Raw genomic sequence first — 21,082 nt, 5'->3', positions numbered from 1 at the left:
GCTAGGGTTCTCCTCTAGTCCTTGATTCACCGGACAATTGGCCACTTTGTGGCATAACCAACCTTCTGCCTTGACGTAGATGGGCTGAGCTAGTAGTCTTGCAAGTACATCTTTTCTGGTAGGCACTTTGCCTAGGCTAAAGTTGGCTCCGTCTTTAGCCGGTGTGCCTTATGGGGGCAAGGAGCAACTACCTGCAGCTTGCGGGGAAGTCACGCCTGTGGAGATCCCTCTGGCGGGGTGGTAGGGGTGGACTCTGCCACTAGCCATGGGTCGCTGAAGCAGGAAGAAAGGCTCAACGCCGAGCGAAAGTCTGCTTTTGCCCGGGGTTGTATAAGTCTTTCAGAGCGGCCTCAGCAAGTCGGCCCCTCCCCTCCCCGGCAGTAGCAAGGGTTTCATGGGCTCTGGAGTGGGAAGGGCAGGGGCAGCCTTCAAGTCGGGAGGAATGTACAGAGGCTTGGGATCGGGATCCCCGCCAAAGGCCAGCACAAGGGCCCGCAGCAGGGCTTGACGTTGCTGGCGGCTCAAAGATTGCACAACGGCTTTGTCCCGAGTGTAGGGGTTGACTGTAAGACGGTTAGCCCCAGGGTACTGTTGGGCAACCATTGGCTCGTTGGCATCGCAATAGTCAGCCAGTGTCAGTTGCCAATCAAAGCGATCAGTGGGGGAACGCCCAGCCACCTGCAGGTGATAGAGCATCATCCGGCGCACCAAGGTATCTTCTTCAGGCCGGGGGCCGCCGTCATTGGGGTTAATGGGAGTGTAGGTGTTTTCCAGCGGCAGATCCGGCAGGGCCTCATACACCCGCCGCGCCGCGTCAGGGATTAGCCGCAACTGGGCATAGGCAGGCCCCGCTTCTAGCAAAAAGGCAGCGGTGATGCCCAGCCACCCTTGCAAAAAAATTTGTTTCCTCATCCTGCTTGCCCCAAAACTAGTCGATGCTCAATCCATCCACCACTTGGGGTTGAGGACGCGGCTTGAGGGGGGCAGAGTGAGCGAGGCGCTCCTGTTGGCGGTGCTTTCGGAAGTAACCCTGCCAGTGGCTAAGGACATCGAGGGTGTCGCCTCCATGCCGAGTGTAGCGCTGCCGCACCTTGCACAGGACAGGGGTATTGACGCATACGCCAGAGACGATCACCTGCCCTCTACTTAAAGCGGGTAGTTCTTGGAGGAGATCCCGGCCAGCAGCCTCGACGCTATGGCGCAAGTTTTCCTGATCGGCAGGGTTGACAATTCGCATCAAAAACTGGCTCATGCACTGCGACAGGATATCTGAATCTAGCTTACCGGGTCGTTGCGTGATCAGCCCTACCCCCAGCCCAAACTTGCGTCCTTCGCTAAGAATAGTGCGCAACACTTGTTTACAACGAGAAGGCTCATGCGCGGGAGCAAAGCGATGCGCTTCCTCTAGCAAAATAAAAACAGGATAAGGCAGGTAGTTCTCATCTCCTGGCTGAATTTTGCCCTTTTCGGTGTTGATGCGGGCATGGTTAGCCTGGCGCAAAATAGCAGCGGCGATAACTTGCTGTTCTTCTTGGCTGATTTCGTGCATCTGGAGAATGGTTACTTGACCCGGCTCAAATAGATCCCTAGGAGCCAGGTGCTCTACGTTACTAAAGTAAGGGGAGCGAGCAATTTGTTCCAGCTTCCACTCCAAAGCAGGGGCCGAGGATCCTTGGGAGCCGTCTTCTCTGGAGTCTGCTTCGTTGACGGCCTCGATCAGATCCTGAATTGTCCAGTGCAGTGGATCAAACTGAGTAACCTTGCGGAAGGCTTTCTCCAGAAAAGATTTCTGTCGCTCGGTGGTCTCTGGAAGCAGAGCAAGGATGTCAAAAAATTTGAGAGAAGACACCCGAATCTTAATTTCCTGAGGAGAAAGAACCTTGACCCTAGGTCTGTAGCCATCTTCCCCTACAAACCTGGGATGAGACTGCATTTCCGCTAAAGTGTGGTATTCTCCATGCGGATCAAAAATTAGGACAGCAGCGCGATTTTTGGGCAACATCAGCTCTTCCACCAAAACCGCTGCTGTGTAGGATTTGCCGGAGCCGGTTCCTGCTAAAATGGCTAGATGAGTGCTGACCATTTCCTTGACATCCAGAACCACAGGAACTGCTCCTTCCTCGCGCAGTAGCAGACTGCCCAAATGGGCCCCCCCAACTGCTGTTTCCTCCCGCTTGTTCAAGACGGATTTCAAAAGCTGATTGGAAGCCAAAAAGACCTTAGCGCCCGGCTCCGGGGAGCGGCGGGGGTTAACAAAGCCCATAGCCCGATCGAAATAGCCGATGACTTCGACGGTTACAGCGTAGATCTCCGGGTTGGGATGGGTAAAGCCAACTAGGGCCACAATGGTGCTGGGATCGATCTCCGTGTCGGCAAAGATGCGGTCGGGGATGTGATCCAAAAGCTGAACTTGTCTAATTTTACCCAAGATCTTTAGAGGTTGGGACTGAGAATCTCGCACCTCGTAATAGACAAAATCGCCCACCTTTACCGCTTGGGTATTGGAGGTAATAAACACATATTGGTTGGAGGTCTCGCCAGGGCCTTTGACGGTGCCGATCACCTCCGGAGTATCCTCCGCCGGGAAAGAGGGGCTTTCTCTAGGGCGACCATTGGAAGTGTCCAGAGTTTTTTGGTTCATCGGCGTATCGCTCCTACGGTTATTTTCCAAGCCAGTTCCTTGCTTAAAATTTGCAGAGCTCGTCGCTGGGCGGGGTCAGAAAACATAGGTATGATATCGTTTAAGACTTGATAGACAAGGTGGTTGGCAAAATTACCACCGCTGCTTAAGAGCAGTCCATAGTACGAAAATTGGGTTTGGCCTTGAGGGTTGAGATGAAAGCGTAGAATTTCCTCCTGGCTCATGCGAAAGACAGGCGTGTTGACAGGCACCACTACGCGCGGGATCCCTTGCCAGCCACAACCCCTTTCTTCGTCCAAAGCTCCTATGAGGATTACCGAAAGTAATGTACGCACCTCATTTTGCAAATCAGGAGAGAAATAAGGATCCGGCTGGCTGGAAAGACGGGGCCCAGCGTTAGGAAACATGGGGTTTAAAATCTGACTGTTGTAAACTAAGCCCACAGCCCAGTGCCGTTGGTTGCTTTCCAGCTTGACAAAGCTGCCAAAGCCATAGTCTTCAGGGGAGGGAGGGTTTTTGACCTCTAGAGCATCATCCACCTGTACCACGTAGTCGCAGTGACTGTTGGAGCGAACCACCTTGCCCAGTCTCATCAGATCCGTCTCCGCTGCAGCTTGCTAAGGGTTTTCCGCGATAGCCGGAGGTTAAGCTTCTCGCGGCTGGCCCACTCCTGCATTAGGCGCAAGAAAAGGTTGCGATCTTCATTGCGGATAACGGCCACCTGATCTGCCGTCTCCAGTACATACGGGTAGCCTCGGCCAATAATTACCTCACAGCGTACCAAATCTACCAGCCAGTCCAACAGGCCTGCCTCGTAAACCCAAACGGGGATCTCTAGTCGAGCTGGAAAGTTCTCGTTAGTGGTGCGTAGGTAAACAAACCCCACTCGCCTTTGCATTTCCTGGTAGCGGCTGAGGATCCCCTCTTGAGGATTGAGAACGCCACTGCAGGCACAGACAAAGAAAGGGGTTCGGTCTCCCCACTCTAACCAGGAGCTAAGGAGCTGCGCATCGTGTAGGTAGGGAGCTTCGGGAAGATCAAAGCAGTGCCTTAGCAGCGTTACCAAATCCGAGCTGTATGTAGTGTCAATGTAAGCTACAACAGGGATCCGGTTTTGCTCACTAGCCCGCAGTACCTGTAACAAACACTCCACATAGAAGTCTTGACTCTTAGCATCAAGAGTTTCAGCAAAGGTAGCCACCAATACCCCATCCAAGAAGGCTAGTTTTTGGGATCCAGGTCGAGATTGCCAAATATATTCGGCAACTTTTTCTGTTTCCATCTGAAAGCGGCGCCTGTTGACGATACTCTCTTTGGGCTCGCCGCTACTTCCCGCTTCCAAATCTCTTGGCGTTAGCACATCGACCTGAATATCCTTTTGGTATAGGCCCTGGTCGCAGTGATAGTTCTCATACCAGCCAATCTGCACTAGGGCTACCGGTATTGACAAATCTTTGCTGGGGTAGATTTGGGATCCATCTACTGCAAAGGTAGGGATGTTTTTAATAACTGGTCTTGCCCATTCATAGCTTTCTTCATAGCTATTCCACTTTTGCTTAAAAGGGACTGTCCAGCTGGAGTAAAGATCCCATTCCTGAGTAGGCAAGGCACCTGGGAAAGCCAATCGAGCTACTCTTTCAGCAATCTTTGCGCTTGACCACTGGCATAATTTCTCCATCGCCTGGCGGTACCACTCTCGGCGCTCTGAAAGCCCTCGATCGAAAGTAGCGAAAGCCTCGCGCTTCTGCCGTAAAACAGCCAGCACCCGGTCAGCTCTAAAAACCATGACTGTCATTCCTCCTCATCATCCGGAGTGCCTTTCCACGCGAATGATGTTTTCTGTTACTTGCTCAAAGGTGTTGTCATGGCTGATTACAAATAGCTGCTCAAAGGAACGCAAGTTGGTAATGGCTTCCGCTAGTCGCTGGCGGCGCTGGGCATCCATGTTGGCAGTAGGCTCGTCAAAAAAGGCAATGTCTAACTGTCCCAGTACCTTGAGCAAAGCTAAGCGAACAGCTAGAGCTGCCGACATTTGCTCTCCTCCAGAAAGGCTGGCAAAACGTCGCTTGGCTCCCCCTCTTTCTTGGATGCGAATCTCATAGTCGGGCTCCCAAGTAAGGCTGACATCAGAGCGGTTGAGAATCTCGCGAAAGAGGTGATCGGCAACAATGTTGATCTGTTGCAGGTAGTACTGGGCAATTTGAGGACCGGCTTTTTTGTAGGTATCTCGACCAAACTTAATGAAGCGGTGCAGCCGCTCTTTTTCAGCTCTTTCCACCTCAGCTTGCTTTAAGGCTTGCTTCACCTGTTCCAGTTGCTGCAGTCTCTCCCGGATTTTCTGCAACTGCGAGGAAAGGCTTTCCAGTCGAGCTTGGGCTTTGGCTTTTTGGATTTCGGTAGACTGCAAAAGGGATCGAAGATGTTGGTGCTCCTGCTGCTGGTAGAGGGAAGTTAGCGGATCCAGCTTTGCCTGCAGTTGAGCTAGTTGAGTTTGCAACTCTTGCTGTTGGGCCTTGAGCTCGGCTAGTTTTTGTTCCCGCTCGGTTAGCAATTTGGCAATAGGCTCCGCCCGTAGGTAGCGTTCGTGATCTAAGCGGTATCTTTCGCGTTCTTCTTGTAGGGATCCCAGCTCCTGCTCCAGGTGTTCAGTTTGGGACAGGGCTTCTTCAAGAGGTTGGAGCACTGCCTCTAAGTCCCGGATTTGCTGAAGGTAGCCGGCTTGCAGGCCTAGGTACTGCTCCTCCAGCTTAAGCTCTGCCTTTAGCCACTCAGCTTGGCTTCTGGGATCCCCTAGTTCCCTTAAAGTTTCAGCAGTTTTCGCAACTTGGGCTTGCAGGTAATCTTTGGAGCCTTCTATCTGTTCCCAACGGTCAATCTGGGCTTGCTTTTCTTGCTTAGCTTTCTGTATTTGGTCTAAGACTAGCTGAGCTGCTTGAAGTTCATCTTGGCGCTGGGGCAAGCTTTGGGCTAGAAGCTGCATGCGAATAAAAGTTTCATAGCCGTCGCGGTGGCGCCTCTGTTCCTCCTGCAAAGCAATGATCTTTTCATCCAGATCCAAAAGAGGATTGAGGTCCTGTTCTAGAGTTTGAATCTGCTGCTGAAGCTGATGAACCTGATTCTCAATCCGCTGATACTCTTGCTCTACTTGTGGCTTGTGGCTGAGCTCCCTTTCTAGGCGCTGGAGCTGGCTTTTGGGATCTCCCAATGCCTGGAGAGCCTGTCCAATTTCCTGGTGTTGCCGGAGAAAGTTGTGCTCAGCCTCAAGGCTCCACTGAAGATCCTCAATTTTGCGTTGCCGTTCGTTTTGCAAGTGTGTCAATTGCTCAATTTGAGCCTCCAGCTCAGGGATCTGGGCAGTCAAGCCAATTAGGGGCTGCAGGGCCTTGAGCTGCCTCTGGATGTCAGCCAGTTGCTGGCGCAGTTGAGTCTCATCTGTTTGTGGGGCAAGATCCTGAAGGATTTGGTGGATTGACTGCAGCAAACGTTGGTTCAGAACCAAAGACTGATACAGGACTTCCGGGAGCTGCTGCCATAGGGCCTGAAACTGAGGGTAGTTGCGTTGGTAGACAGCTAGCTCTTGGATAAGCTCCTGGAGGCGGCGATGGCACTCGGTAAGTTGGCAAGAGCTTTCCTCAAAAAGGTCTTTCAGCTCTTGTTGAAACTGCCGTGCTGCTGCGATGCGGCTTAGCTGAGTTTGCAGCCGTTCTCGTTGAGCCTCTAGCCTGGGTAGGCTGGCTAGTCGCTCCAGGTCGGCCTGTCGTTGTTGAAGCTGCTGCTGCAGGTGTTCCAGTTGGGTGCGGGCCTGCTCCCGCTCTCTCTCTTGTTGTTTAAGTTCAAGGCGCAAGGTCTGAAAGTAGGCTAGCTTTTGGCTAATTTGGTTATAACGTTGTTCCAATTCAGTCTGCCTTTGGCAGAGAGCTTGCAAGGAAAGCCTATCGGCTTCCATTTTCTGCAAAAGCTGAAGCTGTTGCTGATATTCGGATCCGCGCAACTGTAGCTGGTGAAGATGCTGCCTCAGCGCTTCCCGCTGGGCCATTAGAGTTTGTCGGATCCCTCGTAGCTTTTCTTGCTCGACAATGAGGTTTTCCAGCTCTAGATAGCGCCTATAGGCTGGTTGATGCTGTTGACAAATGATCTGGGCTTGCTCCGCTTCTTGAACTCGGCTCTGTAGGAGTTGACACCATTCAGCTTGGGCTGACCACTTTCCTTGTAGTTGTTCCCATTCCTGGTATAGCTGTAGCAAGGTATTGAGCTGCTGAGTCCAGCGGTCTTGTTGGCGCTCCAGCTCTTCCTGGAGCTGAATTTTGGGCGCAAGATCTTCTAGCTCCTGTTTCCAGCGCTGTAGCTGGCTTAGTTTTTCCTGAAGTCTTGCCAGTTGATTCTCAATATTCTGCTTTTGCAAGAGTAGGTTCTCTCGCTGCCTTAGCCACTCCAAGCGCTGCTGCTGTTGCTTTTCCAACTCCCGCAGCTGAGCCTCTATGGCTAGGAAGCGCTGGGCCCCTGCTCGAGATTGTTCTTGCTCTGCTCGAGCTTGCTTGGCTTCTGCCCATAGCTTTTCTGCTTGCTCAAGGGATAGATTTAGTAGCGATCTCTTTTGCTCCAGTTGAACAATTTGCTGCTCAAGTGTTTGGATTTGCTCAAGCAGCTTCTCTAGGTGTTCAAGCTTCTGCCTAGTTTCACTTAGGGTATGGATGCATTGATTGAGATGTGTTCGCCAGTAGTTTGACTCTCGCTCAATCTCTTGCTGTTCTGATTGGAGCAGATCCCAGTCTTGCAGTTGTTGATGAAGCAGCTCGATTCGGTGCTTAACAGCCTGAACCTGTGCCTCACTGTATTTTTCAACCGTCTGCAAATCCTTAGCAACCTGCTGATATTCTTCTACCTTCAAGATACGGTCGAAGACTTCTTTTCGTTCTTTGCTTGTTTTGAGAAAGTCTGCTGTAAATGTACCCTGAGGCACACCGATAGTTGTAGCAAACAGCCGTGCTAAATCTGTACCCGCGGGCACTCCCAAGTGTTGCCTTAGCCAAGCCAGTACATCGGTTTTGCGTTCGCAGTCTAGGCGCTGCTTGAGCTGGGGGTCAAAGAGGCGATAGCCCTGGGCTACACTGCGGCGGACACTGTAGGTGCGCTGATCCCATTTCGAGACAAACTGTACAGTGGCCACCGCATCGTTGGCGCCTGTGCGAATCAGCTCCTCTTGGTTGTAGGGACAGTAGTCAAACAGAACCCAAGCAATAGCCTCCAGAATGCTGGTTTTTCCGGCTCCGTTTTCTCCACAGATAGCGTTGATGCCGGGTTCAAATTCAAAGACAGCTTCCTCGTAGGCCTTAAAGTTCTGGAGAGCTACCGAGAGGATCCGCATGATCAGTCTTCTTCTCCTACAAAGGCTCCGCTCAGGCGGGTGTATATCTCTGCCTCGCTTTGTCCCTCCAAGACTCTTTCTTTGAGATCCAAAAGCAGCTGCGCCAGCTCCTTGCTCCGCTTCCGGTAGTGGGCATGACTGCTCAGCAGATCCCTATAGATTTTCTCTTCAACTTGGAGCCTTTGCTCTTCTTCAAGGGAAAGAGCGGCCGAGCCAATCTCAAGAGAATTGGCCTCGAAACGAAACAGGACAACCAGGGCACCAGTAAGCTGCTGAATTTGCCGTTGCAGAGCTCGGCTATCCAGCTCGTGCTTGGCAAAGCCCACCTGGCCTACCAGCCGCAACTCTACCAGCGGCTCTGGCCCGTCGCCTGGCGGCCCAACTTCCTTGGCCATGGCAAGGGCTGCTGCAGCAATTTCGGCAGGCGTTTCTCGACCCTTAGCCTCGAGGTAGAGTCGCTGACAGGGTCTTTGGTAGTAATCCTGCACCAGCTCTGCCTGGGGCGGTCCCTCTCCCCAGCGGACGCGATAAGCCCCTCGCGGAAGGTCCCATTCAGCAGTACTGGTGGCCTCCAGCGATCCTGGATTGAAGATCCAGCCTTCTTCTGCATAGCTTTTGTGGATATGTCCCAAGGCTAGATAGCCCACCCCCACCTCCCGTAGAGGCAGGAGATCCCGGTAGCGCAAGGCGCCCTGGTAGCGGGCAATTTGCCCTTCCAGTCCGTGGTGGAACATCAACACCACCCGCTCGGGGCCAGGAGGCAACTGCCGAATAGCTGCCGCCAACTGCTCAATGGACTTGGGAGCCGCTGACCCGTACCACTGGGAGCCGATGACCCGCACCCCACAGGGGAGATCTAAGTAGCTACCCCGCCTGTCTGACCAGGGGTGCAGCTCCAGGCCCTGTTCCCCTTCCTCTGGCTCCAGCAAAATGAGCTCTCCATGATCGGCCAAGTAGCGCAGCCAACTGGTCTTGACACCATAGGGGCGACTGTCGTGGTTGCCCTCGATGGCCAAAACCGGGATCCCTGCCTGCTTCAGCTCCCGCAAGACAAGCTGGGCTTGGTTGAGAACCCCCGGCTGAATTTGTCGATGCTCAAACAGGTCGCCAGCAATGAGGACAAAGTCTACCCGCTTCTGAATGGCATGGCGGCGCACCACATCCCGAAAGGCCAAGAAAAAATCTTTGCTCCGTTCTGGACTGTCGTAGCGGTCGCAGCCCAGATGCACATCGGCCAAATGCAAAAAGGTGCAGGTAGAAGTGGCCATCGCCAGAGCTTGTCAGCAAATTGCTCACAGTTTAGCAAACGGATCTTGAGGGATCCCTGCCCCGCAATTTTCGACTTCGCGCCGCTGGAGTAGGCACTGCCCTTCTGCTGCCAGACCGCGATTTAGAACCAGATTTACAGGAGGCTAAACGACCTTGCTGGGCTAGCCACTGAAACTGAGTGATCCAGCCGGGCCAGCTCTTTCTGCAAGCTGAAAGTCCGTTACACAACTATGCGAAGGAGAGATCCCCAGCCTGCCGTAATCCCTCAGGTGGGAGGGGATGCCTGGCTCCTGAGTTTAATTATTGTGAAGCGACAGGGGGTTTACAGAGGCTGACCTATAATGCCAGGTAAGTCCCGCCCAGGGGAGAATCCCCAGTTTTGCTAGGGCGGGGGTGCTTCGTTCCTGGTCGCAAGAGAGGAGTTCTTGATGACAACTACACCTAAGGAGCGAGAGCCGAAAGTCAAGGTTTCGGTTGATATCGATCCAGTTCCCACCTCATTTGAGAAATGGGCCAAGCCAGGGCACTTCGATCGCAGCCTGGCGCGAGGGCCCAAGACCACGACCTGGATCTGGAACCTGCATGCTCTTGCCCATGACTTCGACAGTCACACCAGCGACTTAGAAGACATCTCTCGCAAGATCTTTTCGGCGCACTTCGGCCACCTGGCGGTGGTCTTCGTTTGGCTGAGCGGCATGTACTACCACGGCGCTCAGTTTTCCAACTACTCCGCTTGGCTGGCTGATCCCATCAATGTCAAGCCCAGCGCCCAGGTAGTCTGGCCCATTTTTGGCCAGGAGATCCTCAACGGCGATGTGGGCGGCGGCTTTGAAGGGATCCGCATCACGTCGGGCCTCTTTCACCTCTGGCGGGCTGCCGGCATCACCAATGAGTTTCAGCTCCTGGTGACGGCCATTGGCGGCTTGGTGATGGCCGCCCTCTGCCTGTTTGCTGGCTGGTTCCACTACCACAAGCGGGCTCCCAAGCTGGAGTGGTTCCAAAACGTGGAGTCGATGCTCAACCACCACCTGGCGGGCCTGCTGGGGCTAGGTGCGCTGGCCTGGGCTGGTCACCAAATCCACGTGGCCATTCCCATCAACAAGATGTTGGATGCCGGCGTGCCGGCGGCCCAGATCCCTCTGCCCCATGAATTCATCCTCAAGCCGGCCCTGATGAAGGAGATGTTCCCCAGCGTGGATTGGGGCTTCTTCAGCGGGGTGGTGCCTTTCTTTACCTTGGACTGGGGCAAGTACGCGGAGTTCCTCACCTTCAAGGGTGGTCTGGATCCGCAAACGGGCGCCCTCTGGCTGACGGATCAGGCCCACCACCACCTGGCCATCGCCGTGCTCTTTATCGTGGCTGGCCACATGTACCGCACCAACTGGGGCATTGGCCACTCCATTAAGGAGATCCTGGAAGCCCACAAGGGCCCCTACACGGGCGAGGGCCACAAGGGTCTGTACGAAGTGCTAACCACCTCTTGGCACGCCCAACTGGCCATCAACCTGGCCATGGTGGGATCCCTGAGCATCATCGTGGCCCAGCACATGTACGCCATGAACCCCTACCCCTACATGGGCATTGACTACGCCACCCAGATCTCCCTGTTTACCCACCACATGTGGATAGGGGGCCTGTTTATCGTTGGCGGCGCTGCCCACGGGGCCATCTACATGGTTCGCGATTATGACCCGGCGGTGAACCGCAACAATGTCTTGGATCGGGTGATCCGCCACCGCGACGCCATCATCAGCCACCTGAACTGGGTGTGCCTGTTCCTAGGCTTCCACGCCTTCGGCTTCTACGTTCACAACGACACGATGCAGGCCCTGGGCCGTCCGCAGGACATGTTCTCGGATACAGGCATCCAGCTGCAGCCCATTTTTGCCCAGTGGATTCAATCGCTGCACACCAAGGCCATCGCTAGCACTGCTCCCTATGTGGGCGCTTCGGTAAGCCCCATCTTTGGGGGTGATGTGGTGGCTGTGGGTGGCAAGGTGTCCATGATGCCGATGGTGCTGGGCACGGCGGACTTCATGGTTCACCACATTCACGCCATGACCATCCACATCACGGTGCTGATCCTGCTCAAGGGGGTGCTGTTTGCCCGCTCTTCTCGCCTGATCCCCGATAAGGCCAAGCTGGGCTTCCGCTTCCCCTGCGATGGCCCGGGCCGCGGCGGCACTTGCCAAGTCTCCGCTTGGGATCACGTGTTCCTGGGGCTGTTCTGGATGTACAACTGCATCTCGATCGTGATCTTCCACTTCAGTTGGAAGATGCAGAGCGACATCTGGGGCACCGTCAACCCGGACGGCACGATTGAGCACATCACCGGAGGCAACTTTGCGGCCAGCGCTATCAACATCAACGGCTGGTTGCGGGACTTCCTGTGGGCCCAATCGGTGCAGGTGATCAACTCCTATGGCTCGGCGCTGTCGGCCTATGGACTGCTCTTCTTGGGCGCCCACTTCGTCTGGGCCTTCAGCTTAATGTTCCTGTTCAGCGGCCGTGGCTACTGGCAGGAGCTGATCGAGTCCATCGTCTGGGCCCATAACAAACTGAAAGTTGCTCCGGCCATTCAACCTCGCGCCCTCAGCATCATCCAGGGGCGGGCGGTCGGTGTGGCCCACTACCTGCTGGGCGGAATCGTGACCACTTGGGCGTTCTTCCTGGCACGGTTTGCCGCACTCGGCTAAGGCAAGGAGGAAGAGACAATCATGACCACTGCAACTCGTTTTCCCCAATTCAGCCAAGACCTGGCTAGCGATCCCACTACTCGACGTCTGTGGTATGGCATTGCCACCGCCCACGACTTCGAGACCCACGATGGCATGACAGAGGAGCGGCTCTACCAAAAGCTGTTTGCCACTCACTTCGGCCATCTGGCGATCATCTTCCTGTGGGCCTCTGGCAACGTCTTCCACATCGCCTGGCAGGGCAACTATGAGCAATGGGTGGCCAACCCCACCGGCGTCACGCCTATTGCCCACGCCATTTGGGATCCCCACTTTGGCAAGGCGGCAGTGGAGGCCTTCACCCAACCTGGTGGCGGTGGCCCTGTGAATGCTGCCTACTCTGGCCTCTATTACTGGTTCAACACCATTGGCCTACGCACCAACGGCGATCTCTACGCCGGCGCCATTGGCCTACTGCTACTAGCAGCGGTGTTCCTGTTTGCTGGCTGGCTGCACCTACAGCCTCGCTTCCGCCCCAGCCTGAGCTGGTTTAAGAACGCCGAAGCCCGTCTCAACCACCACCTGGCCGGCCTGTTTGGCGTCAGCTCCTTGGCTTGGGCGGGCCACCTGATCCATGTGGCCATCCCCGAGTCCCGCGGTCAGCACGTAGGTTGGGACAACTTCCTCACCACCCTGCCCCACCCAGCAGGCCTAAAGCCTTTCTTCACCCTCAACTGGGGGGTGTACGCCCAGAACCCGGACACGGCCAACCACGTCTGGGGCACCGCAGAAGGGGCAGGGACGGCCATCCTTACCTTCTTGGGCGGCTTCAACCCCAACACCCAGTCTCTGTGGCTGACGGACATGGCCCACCACCACCTGGCCATTGCGGTGATCTTCATCGTGGCTGGGCACATGTATCGCACCAACTGGGGTATTGGCCACAGCATCCGCGAGATCCTGGGCGCCCATAACCCACCCAAGAACACTCCCTTTGGGGGCCTGTTGGGCGAAGGGCACAAGGGCCTCTACGATACGGTCAACAACTCCCTGCACTTCCAATTGGCACTGGCTCTGGCCTGCTTGGGGGTGGTGACCTCGCTGGTGGCCCAGCACATGTACGCCCTCAACCCCTATGTGTTCATGTCCATGGATCACACCACGGAGGCGGCTCTCTACACCCATCACCAGTACATTGCTGGCTTTTTGATGGTAGGAGCTTTTGCTCACGGAGCCATTTTCCTGGTGCGGGACTACGATCCCGAGGCCAACAAGAACAACGTGCTGGCGCGGGTGCTGGATCACAAGGAGGCGATCATCTCCCACCTGAGCTGGGTGTCGCTGTTCTTGGGCTTCCACACGCTGGGGCTGTACGTCCACAACGACGTCATGCAGGCCTTTGGCACGCCGGAGAAGCAGATCCTGATCGAGCCGGTGTTTGCCCAGTTCATCCAGGCCTCCCACGGCAAGATGCTCTATGGCATGAACGTGCTGTTGTCGGATCCCAACAGCATTGCCTCCACTGCTTGGCCCAACCACGGCAACGTGTGGCTGCCAGGCTGGCTGCAAGCCATTAACGACCCCAATGGGTTCCTCTTCCTGCCTATTGGCCCTGGGGACTTCCTGGTGCACCACGCCATTGCCCTAGGCCTGCACACTACCACGTTGATTCTGGTCAAAGGGGCGCTGGATGCTCGCGGCTCTAAGCTGATGCCGGACAAAAAAGACTTCGGCTACAGCTTCCCCTGCGATGGGCCGGGCCGGGGCGGCACCTGCGACATCTCGGCCTGGGATGCTTTCTACCTGGCCATGTTCTGGATGCTGAACACCATTGGCTGGGTCACCTTCTACTGGCACTGGAAGCACCTGGGGATCTGGAGCGGCAACACTGCCCAGTTCAACGAGAACTCCACCTACCTCATGGGCTGGCTGCGGGACTACCTCTGGGCCAACTCCGCTCAGTTGATCAACGGCTACAACCCCTACGGGATGAACAACCTGTCGGTTTGGGCCTGGATGTTCCTGTTCGGCCACCTGGTGTGGGCCACGGGGTTCATGTTCCTCATCTCCTGGCGCGGCTACTGGCAAGAGCTGATCGAGACCTTGGTGTGGGCGCATGAGCGCACTCCCTTGGCTAACTTGATCCGCTGGAAGGATAAGCCAGTGGCCCTGTCGATTGTGCAAGGGCGCTTGGTGGGTCTAGCCCACTTCACAGTGGGGTATGTGCTGACCTACGCGGCTTTCCTCATTGCCTCGACAGCTTCCTTGTCGGGCTAACTGCCTAGCTAAAGCAACTCCAGGGATCCCTATAAGTGGGATCCCTTTTTTACTGCTCGAACCTTGGATAGGAACTCGGCCAAGCTTTACATGGACTCGGGGGCACTTAGGCCGAGGATGCCAGTGAGCACGTTAAACAAGACCTGCCGCGTAGCTTGCACTAGTTGAATGCGGGCTTGCGCCAAGAGGGGATCCTCTTTCAAGAGAGGTAAAATGCGGCAGTTGTCGTAAAACTTGTTGAAATCGGCAGCAACGGCTTCTGCATAGCGGATGATTTTATGCGGGGCGCGCTCCTCGGCAGCGGCAATCAGCTCATCCGGCAGAGCCAACAGGCGCAACAGCAAGGCTCGCTCTTCGGGTTCTCTGTAGGGCAGTCTTCGTTGCTCCGTCAGGGCAACTTCGTCAGTTAGTTTCACTTTTTCTTCCTCCTGTAACCGCCGCAACAGGGTACAGCAGCGGGCGTGGCTGTAGTGGACATAAACCACTGGGTTATCGAAAGTTTGCTTGACAGCTAAATCCAAATCAAAGTGGATGGGACTGTCCATGCTGCTGCTGAGCAAAAACCAGCGCGCTGCGTCGACCCCCACGCCAATTTCTGGATCTTCGATGAGATCGTTTAGCGAAACAAAATTGCCAGTGCGCTTGGACATGCGCACTTCGACCTTCTCTCCAGTTTCCGGGTCAGCTTTAAACAACTTGACAAATTGGCCAATCAGGATTTCCAGCTTCACCTCTGGGTTGAAGGCCGCCACCGCTGCCCTCAGGCGACCAATATAGCCATGGTGATCCGAGCCAAGGATGTTGATCAGCCGCTGGTAGCCCCGCCGGACCTTGTCGCGGTGGTAAGCGATATCAGCCGCTAGGTAGGTAAACGAGCCATCAGCCTTCTGCACCACCCGATCCTTGTCGTCGCCAAATTCTTGGGTTTTGAAGTAAACGGCCTCCTCGGCCCCTAGCTTGGGATCCTCGCCTCGCGGCGCTCTAGCCCTATAGAGAAAACCGCGCTCTTGCAGCTCTTGCAAAGCCTGCTGGATAGCGCTCAGGCCCGTCTGGGGATCTGGCGTATGCAAGCAGCGCTCGCTAAACCAGTGATCGAACTCGGTGCGCAACTGCTGTAGGGTCTGCTTTTGCCAGGCCAGGATTTCCTCATAAGCAAACTCTATGTATTCCTCTAGGCTGGCTGGCAGAGGGCGGATCCCAGCCTGCACTTGCTCCAGCAGCCGCCGGGCAATATCGATCAAGTAACTGCCGTGATAGCCGTCCTCTGGCAGAGCCACTTCTTCGCCCTGGAGTTGCCGCACCCGCACCTCTAGAGACTGACCTAAGAGCCGCATCTGATTGCCGGCATCGTTAATGTAGAACTCCCGCTCCACTTGGTGGCCTGTCCAGCGCAGCAGGTTAGCCAGGGTGGAGCCAACCGCCGCCCAGCGGCCATGCCCTACGTGCAGCGGCCCTGTTGGGTTGGCGGAAACATATTCCAGCAAAATGCGCTCGGGATGGGGGGTAGCTGTTTTGCCAAAGTCCTCCCCCAACCTCAACAACTCTTGCAGTCGCCTGGCCAAAAAGGGATCCCCAAGCCGAAAGTTGAGGTACCCTCCCCCTGCCACTTCAGTTTCAATATCCGGCAAATCCAGGTGTTTTTGCAGGGTTTGAGCGATCTGAGCCGGCGCTAGGCGGCAGAGCTTGGCCATTCCCAAGGGAGTGGGACAGGCGTAATCGCCATAGCGAGGATCGCTGGGGATCTGAACAACTGGCACCACGCCGGCTGCCTGCTCGGGAGTCAAGGACCCCAGTTGCCCTGCTGCGGCTGCCTGTTGAATGCTTTCGGCTACGGCAGCGGTGAGAAAGCGAATCAGGGAGGTAGATAGAGACTGAGTGACCATGGTTGAGGGTACCAAGACAACTCTGCGAAAGCTCAACTGGGCACCAGCGTGTCTCTTGATTTTGACACAACTGCCTCCTCTCTGCTCCAGCCGGCCTGGTTCTAGGGAGTGAAGACCAAAATCCTAGTGTCTCGAGGATGGCAATTTCCAACGGATGAGAGCAGTCTGCCTTGCCGCGAAGCAGTTGCGGCTACACCTCTGGTTTTGATTGCCCTGCGCTGCGCAAGAGGCGTTCAGGGGCCTTCACCTCAGCCACCGCCAAAGTTACGGCATGAAGTCTGTTGCTACTTAATGCCAACTGCAACCACCGGCACTTTACCTGTAGACAAGAAACTTTGTCTTCCAGTGAAATTAAGCAGGCTAACTCCATCGGCTTGGCAAGGTCTAGCTAGTAAGCTTGTCGATTGGGCTCGCCAAAAGGCTGCTAGCAACAGATAAACGGTAACAACAAGTAACAGCTGACTAAAGCTGGTAGTGATCCCAAAAAAAAGCTGAATAAGTTTCGTGAGACAGGAAATCCCTTCTACCTTAGAGGAGATCAGTAGGGGACAAGGGCCCTTGGAGACCTTTGTTTTGATTAAGCAAGTGCCCGATCCTAATAGCAAAACGGGCGTCAACAGCGATGGCACCATCGACCGGGCCAAGGCCAAGCGGATGTTAAACCCCTTTGATCGCTACGCCCTGGAAGCGGCTCTCCAAACCAAACGCCAGCACGGGGCCAGGGTGACGGCAATCACCATGGGGCCACCGCCAGCCATCGAGGTACTTTACGAGGCCATTGCCCACGGCGTGGATCGGGGCATTCTGATAACCGATCGCCGCCTCGCTGCTTCCGATACCTTGGCCACTGCCTACACCTTGGCCCAGACAGTTCGCTATGCGGGCCAGCCGGATATCCTCTTCTGCGGGCTCCAGACCACCGACGGCGATACAGCCCAAGTGGGGCCCCAGTTGGCGGAGCGGCTGGGGATCCCTCAGGTTACCTATTGCGAGGCCTTCGAGATCCAAGAGGGGATCTTGGTGGCGCGGCGGGCTATCGAAGGAGGATCCCAGACAGTAAGGGTGCCCTTGCCGGTTCTGGTTACAGTGGCCAACACAGCGCGACGCTTGGCCTACCCTACCCTGCGCGGCATGCAGCGGGTGCAGCGGCTCATGCGGGACGCGGCAGCACGGGCTGAGGTCATCCAGATTCTTAGCCTAGACGACATAGGGGCCGATCCAGATCGCTGTGGCCTCAAGGGATCCCCGACCATTGTGGCCGCTACCGAAAAAGTTGGGGAGATGGGCGGCCGGTGTCAAGTTTTTCAGGGGCAGCCGCTGCCCCAACTGGTGCAACAACTCACCCAAGCCGTCGACTTGTTCCGCTACACCCTGACCTCTTAGCTTCCCCACCCCGAGAGGAGTCCCAACTTATGGATAGCAAGCGGGTAGTGGTCTTTGCCGAGCAAGTAGACGGGGAGCTACAGCCCATCGCTCTGGAGTTGTTAGGAGCGGGGCGACGGCTAGCGGACAAGCTAGGAGGGATCCTGAGTGCCCTTGTCCTTGGGCACAACATCGCCCACTTGCCCTCCCTCCTCATCGGCCACGGGGCGGATCAAGTCTTCATTGCCGATCATCCAGAGCTGGCTCAATACCGCACTCTGCCTTACCGCCGCGTCATCGTGGATCTCATCAAAAGCTGGCCTCAGCCGCCCCACATCCTGCTGTTTGGGGCCACCACCACTGGCCGCGACTTGGCCCCCCGCTTGGCAGCCCACCTGGAAACGGGCTTGACCGCCGATTGCACCGAGCTGGACATCGGCCCCTTTGAGTACACCAACAGCAGAGATCCCAGCAAGGCTGGCTTCTTCCCCGCCTGCCTGTACGCCATTCGGCCCAGCTTTGGCGAATCGCTCAAAGCCCGCATTCTTGGACCTTGGAAGAATCCGCAAATGGCCACGGTGCGCCCTGGGGTGATGCTGCCCCTGCCGTGGGACGGATCTCGCCAGGGGGAGGTGATCCCGGTGCCGGTTAACCTGAAGCCGGAGGATCTAAAGTTGCACATTGTGGAAACGGTGCGCAACCTTTCCCAGGCAGTGGATCTCAGCCGCGCCAAAGTCATCGTTGCAGGCGGCTACGGCCTGGGATGCGCGGAAGGCTTTGAGCTGATGAGGGAGCTAGCCGCCTGTTTCCCCAACAGCGCCGTTGGCTCTTCTCGCAAGGCTGTCGATGCCGGCTGGATCCCCTATGCCCACCAGGTAGGCCAAACGGGGAAAACTGTCCGTCCTCAGCTCTACATTGCCTGTGGCATCTCGGGAGCCATCCAGCACCGAGTCGGCATGGACAAGTCCCAGCTTATCATCGCCATCAACAAGGACAGCTCCGCCCCCATCTTCAAATTCGCCCACTACGGCATTGTTGGGGATCTCTACCAGGTGGTGCCAGAGCTAATTCGGCACCTGAAACAGGCTCAGGAGGAGAGGCGAGAAGGAGCCAATGTCCAACAACCCTTCCAGCAGCGGCTCCCTCTCCTACAAAAGCCCTAGAAAGACGGGTGTAGGACCATCGTTAGCAGACCCTGCTGCCCCAGCAACAGCTCCCGCAACAGGGTTACTAGGCCCACCCAAACCACAGGCGCCATGTCCACACCCCCCAGAGGCGGGATCAGGCGGCGTGTCGGGCGCAACAGAAACTCTGTTAGGCCGACCACCAGGGAGTAGGGCAGGCGGGAAGTATCCAGTTGCGGATACCAGGACAGGAAAATGCGCAGCACAAACAGCACGGTGTAGGTTGCCAACAGCGGACCTAGCACCCAGGCAGCGAATATCGGCAGCATACGTCTTGCAGGAACTAGGGGATTCGGAGCCCAACGGGGATGTAGGCGCTCGGCTCTAACCTTAGACTCTTTAACTCCATTTCCAAGATAGTCCTACAGGCAGCCGTTAGAGACTAGCGCCATAATGGTCGTATCTTGCTGACTGCAGGGAGGGATCCCATGCAGGGAAGACTCCAAGAGATCGATATTCGCAGCATTCTCCAGCTGATCGAGTTGGGCCAGCGCACCGGCGAACTTGTCGTGGAGGCAAACCCTTCCCTCTACTGGTTCATCTTTTTCCTCAATGGGCGAATCATCTATGCCTCTGAAGGCGAAGGCAACGTTGCTCGTCTCAGGGACTACCTGCGCCGCTTCCAGCTCGAAGCTGCCTTAGACGAAATTCAGATGCCACCCAAAGCAGCGGTGAACATCCCCGAGTACAGCCGCCTCTGGTCTTTGCTGGAAAACCACAAGCTCAACCCCAACCAAGGTAAGCAAATCCTTCTGGGCATGGTGCGGGAAGTCCTCTTTGATCTGCTCAGCCTTCACCACGGCTCCTTTATTTTCGAGGCTGGCCCTCCTCTGGCCCCCCAACTGACCACCTTCCCGGTCACTTCCCTGCTCACTGAGATGGTGACCCAAGTGCAGGAGTGGAAGAAGCTGCATCCCTACATCCAGACTCCCAACCAAGCCCCCACCATCGTCAACCCCCTGCCCCTCCAGCAAACCCTGCCAGCCGCCGTCTTCAAAGCTCTGAGTGAGTGGTCAGACGGCAAAACCAGCATTCGCCAGATGGCCCGCTACCTGGGCCGAGACATCCTGCTAGTGGCCAAAGCCTTCTATCCCTATGTGCAGCAGGGGGCAATCCACCTGTCCGAGCCTGTCCCCCTTGCTGGTCCCAAGCCTAGTAGACCCCTCAAACCTAGCGACAAGCCTGCTCACATCCTCTGCATCGACGATTCCATGGCCATCCAAAAAACCGTGGAGTTCATCCTGCAAAACGAGGGCTACCAGGTTACCACCATTGGCAACCCCCTCAAAGCTCTGGGACAGGTGTTTCTCCTCAACCCCGACATGATTCTCTGCGATGTGGCCATGCCCAAGCTGGATGGGTATGAGCTGTGCGCCATGTTGCGCAAATCCAGCCAGTTCCATGAAACCCCCATCGTGATGCTCACCGGCAAGGATAGTTTTTCTGACCGAATTAAAGCCCGCATGGCGGGGGCCAACGAGTTTCTGGGCAAGCCCTTTTCTGAGAAGGAGTTGTTGACCGTCGTCGAATCCTACGTGGGCCCACCTCCCAAACAGGGCGGCGAATAGGATCAAACGGGAGAGGGAGTACCGGACGGAGGAATGCCGCATCGAAACAATAGGGGTAGCACGGCTGGCCCACAGCCCCAGAGCTGAGCAATAGGCTTCAGTCGCAGCAGGCCAATGGCTGGGGGGTACAGGCGATGGTCAAAGGGATAGTGGATAACCAGTTACCTACCTGGAGGCCACGCAGGAACGGCTACGAAGTGCTCCGGTGAAAGGAAATGAAAGCACCCGACATGTTTGCGGAGTCTTTGCTCCACCAATTAGGTTAATGGTTAAGAGATTTAAGAGATCAAGGAGACCGGCCAAAAATGAGTCGCATTTTGGTGGTAGAAGATAGCCAATCCCAGCGGGAGATGATCAGTAAGCTGCTGCAGGAAAACGGCTTCGAGGTCATGACCGTGGAAGATGGAGTGGAAGCTGTAGAGGCGGTAAAGCAGAACAAACCCGACCTGATTGTGCTGGACATCGTTCTGCCCCGCATGAACGGCTACGAGGTGTGCCGTCTTCTCAAAGCTGACCCGCTTACTCAGAACACTCCAATTGTCATGTGCTCTTCCAAGGGTGAGGAAGCCGACCGCTACTGGGGGCTGCGCCAGGGAGCAGATGCCTATGTCGTCAAGCCTTTTCAGCCCCAGGAACTGGTGGGTACGATTAAGCGATTACTAAGGGGCTAGCCCGCTTCTATGCCTTCCGGCAGAGCCCAGGGGGGGCTCTAGACCCGGGCAAGGGAGCGGTGGCCACCTCTCCACAGGACCATCCACAGGGGGGAGCATCATGGTGGGGGATCTGGACTTGTTGATGGGGGACGAAACCCAGGAATTGAGAGAAATTGAGGCTCCTGAAGGTGAGCTATTCCTGAAA

Annotated in this window: 14 protein-coding genes; 6 read left to right on the top strand and 8 right to left on the bottom strand. The window is 55.9% G+C overall.

Annotated elements, in window-relative coordinates:
- Positions 1 to 339 precede the first annotated feature (339 nt).
- From NW807_RS06720 to NW807_RS06695, 6 genes are read right to left on the bottom strand one after another with little or no spacing between them, the layout of a single operon-like run.
- Positions 340 to 912, bottom strand: a complete 573-nt coding sequence (locus NW807_RS06720; protein WP_414405784.1) for a hypothetical protein — start codon at positions 910 to 912, stop codon at positions 340 to 342.
- 16 nt (positions 913 to 928) lie between these two features.
- On the bottom strand, positions 929 to 2,641 hold the full coding sequence (locus NW807_RS06715; RefSeq protein ID WP_414425632.1) for a helicase HerA domain-containing protein: 1,713 nt from the start codon (positions 2,639 to 2,641) through the stop codon (positions 929 to 931).
- A complete protein-coding gene (locus tag NW807_RS06710; RefSeq protein WP_414405786.1) occupies positions 2,638 to 3,234 on the bottom strand; it encodes a hypothetical protein in 597 nt (198 codons plus the stop codon). The genes NW807_RS06715 and NW807_RS06710 overlap by 4 nt, the downstream gene beginning before the upstream one ends.
- Positions 3,234 to 4,427, bottom strand: coding sequence for a DNA double-strand break repair nuclease NurA (locus NW807_RS06705; protein WP_414405787.1), 1,194 nt, complete (start codon positions 4,425 to 4,427; stop codon positions 3,234 to 3,236). The genes NW807_RS06710 and NW807_RS06705 overlap by 1 nt, the downstream gene beginning before the upstream one ends.
- 18 nt (positions 4,428 to 4,445) lie before the next feature.
- Entirely contained in the window at positions 4,446 to 8,006 is a 3,561-nt protein-coding gene (locus NW807_RS06700; protein ID WP_414425631.1) for an AAA family ATPase, read from the bottom strand.
- A gap of 2 nt (positions 8,007 to 8,008) precedes the next feature.
- Complete coding sequence (locus NW807_RS06695) at positions 8,009 to 9,274, bottom strand: metallophosphoesterase family protein (RefSeq protein ID WP_414425630.1); 1,266 nt, start codon at positions 9,272 to 9,274, stop codon at positions 8,009 to 8,011.
- Between the two features lie 429 nt (positions 9,275 to 9,703).
- Between NW807_RS06695 and psaA the strand changes: the two genes are divergently transcribed.
- Entirely contained in the window at positions 9,704 to 11,971 is a 2,268-nt protein-coding gene (psaA, locus tag NW807_RS06690; RefSeq protein WP_414405790.1) for a photosystem I core protein PsaA, read from the top strand.
- 21 nt (positions 11,972 to 11,992) lie between these two features.
- Positions 11,993 to 14,227 carry a photosystem I core protein PsaB gene (gene psaB, locus NW807_RS06685; RefSeq protein WP_414405791.1) on the top strand — a complete coding sequence of 745 codons (2,235 nt, stop codon included), beginning with the start codon at positions 11,993 to 11,995 and terminating at the stop codon, positions 14,225 to 14,227.
- 86 nt (positions 14,228 to 14,313) lie between these two features.
- Here psaB and argS read toward each other — a convergent pair whose 3' ends face one another.
- Positions 14,314 to 16,110, bottom strand: a complete 1,797-nt coding sequence (gene argS / locus NW807_RS06680; RefSeq protein WP_414425629.1) for an arginine--tRNA ligase — start codon at positions 16,108 to 16,110, stop codon at positions 14,314 to 14,316.
- A gap of 558 nt (positions 16,111 to 16,668) precedes the next feature.
- Between argS and NW807_RS06675 the strand changes: the two genes are divergently transcribed.
- Together NW807_RS06675 and NW807_RS06670 are read left to right on the top strand one after the other, a co-directional pair.
- Positions 16,669 to 17,493, top strand: a complete 825-nt coding sequence (locus NW807_RS06675; RefSeq protein WP_414425628.1) for an electron transfer flavoprotein subunit beta/FixA family protein — start codon at positions 16,669 to 16,671, stop codon at positions 17,491 to 17,493.
- A 29-nt stretch (positions 17,494 to 17,522) separates the two neighbouring features.
- On the top strand, positions 17,523 to 18,635 hold the full coding sequence (locus tag NW807_RS06670; RefSeq protein WP_414396661.1) for an electron transfer flavoprotein subunit alpha/FixB family protein: 1,113 nt from the start codon (positions 17,523 to 17,525) through the stop codon (positions 18,633 to 18,635).
- On the opposite strand, the gene NW807_RS06665 is transcribed toward NW807_RS06670, so the two are convergent.
- Positions 18,632 to 18,925 (bottom strand): YggT family protein, encoded by a 294-nt coding sequence (locus NW807_RS06665; protein WP_414405794.1) that lies wholly within the window; start codon positions 18,923 to 18,925, stop codon positions 18,632 to 18,634. The two genes, NW807_RS06670 and NW807_RS06665, sit on opposite strands and share 4 nt — an antisense overlap.
- A gap of 159 nt (positions 18,926 to 19,084) precedes the next feature.
- On the opposite strand from NW807_RS06665, the gene NW807_RS06660 reads away from it, so the two are divergent.
- Positions 19,085 to 20,224, top strand: coding sequence for a response regulator (locus NW807_RS06660; RefSeq protein WP_414396664.1), 1,140 nt, complete (start codon positions 19,085 to 19,087; stop codon positions 20,222 to 20,224).
- 305 nt (positions 20,225 to 20,529) lie between these two features.
- Positions 20,530 to 20,895, top strand: coding sequence for a response regulator transcription factor (locus NW807_RS06655; RefSeq protein ID WP_414405796.1), 366 nt, complete (start codon positions 20,530 to 20,532; stop codon positions 20,893 to 20,895).
- Positions 20,896 to 21,082: the final 187 nt, after the last annotated feature.

This window comes from Synechococcus sp. R70.1, assembly GCF_047461675.1.
Classification (GTDB): Bacteria; Cyanobacteriota; Cyanobacteriia; order Thermostichales; family Thermostichaceae; genus Thermostichus.
The sequence above is the reverse complement of the archived record's forward strand: the minus strand, read 5'-3'. Positions and strand labels throughout refer to the sequence as shown.

Excerpts from the sequence above, each read along its gene's own strand:
- NW807_RS06720 (WP_414405784.1), bottom strand. The coding sequence starts at position 912 with ATGAGGAAACAAATTTTTTTGCAAGGGTGGCTGGGCATCACCGCTGCC.
- NW807_RS06715 (WP_414425632.1), bottom strand. The coding sequence starts at position 2,641 with ATGAACCAAAAAACTCTGGACACTTCCAATGGTCGCCCTAGAGAAAGC.
- NW807_RS06710 (WP_414405786.1), bottom strand. The coding sequence starts at position 3,234 with ATGAGACTGGGCAAGGTGGTTCGCTCCAACAGTCACTGCGACTACGTG.
- NW807_RS06705 (WP_414405787.1), bottom strand. The coding sequence starts at position 4,427 with ATGGTTTTTAGAGCTGACCGGGTGCTGGCTGTTTTACGGCAGAAGCGC.
- NW807_RS06700 (WP_414425631.1), bottom strand. The coding sequence starts at position 8,006 with ATGCGGATCCTCTCGGTAGCTCTCCAGAACTTTAAGGCCTACGAGGAA.
- NW807_RS06695 (WP_414425630.1), bottom strand. The coding sequence starts at position 9,274 with ATGGCCACTTCTACCTGCACCTTTTTGCATTTGGCCGATGTGCATCTG.
- psaA (WP_414405790.1), top strand. The coding sequence starts at position 9,704 with ATGACAACTACACCTAAGGAGCGAGAGCCGAAAGTCAAGGTTTCGGTT.
- psaB (WP_414405791.1), top strand. The coding sequence starts at position 11,993 with ATGACCACTGCAACTCGTTTTCCCCAATTCAGCCAAGACCTGGCTAGC.
- argS (WP_414425629.1), bottom strand. The coding sequence starts at position 16,110 with ATGGTCACTCAGTCTCTATCTACCTCCCTGATTCGCTTTCTCACCGCT.
- NW807_RS06670 (WP_414396661.1), top strand. The coding sequence starts at position 17,523 with ATGGATAGCAAGCGGGTAGTGGTCTTTGCCGAGCAAGTAGACGGGGAG.
- NW807_RS06665 (WP_414405794.1), bottom strand. The coding sequence starts at position 18,925 with ATGCTGCCGATATTCGCTGCCTGGGTGCTAGGTCCGCTGTTGGCAACC.
- NW807_RS06660 (WP_414396664.1), top strand. The coding sequence starts at position 19,085 with ATGCAGGGAAGACTCCAAGAGATCGATATTCGCAGCATTCTCCAGCTG.
- NW807_RS06655 (WP_414405796.1), top strand. The coding sequence starts at position 20,530 with ATGAGTCGCATTTTGGTGGTAGAAGATAGCCAATCCCAGCGGGAGATG.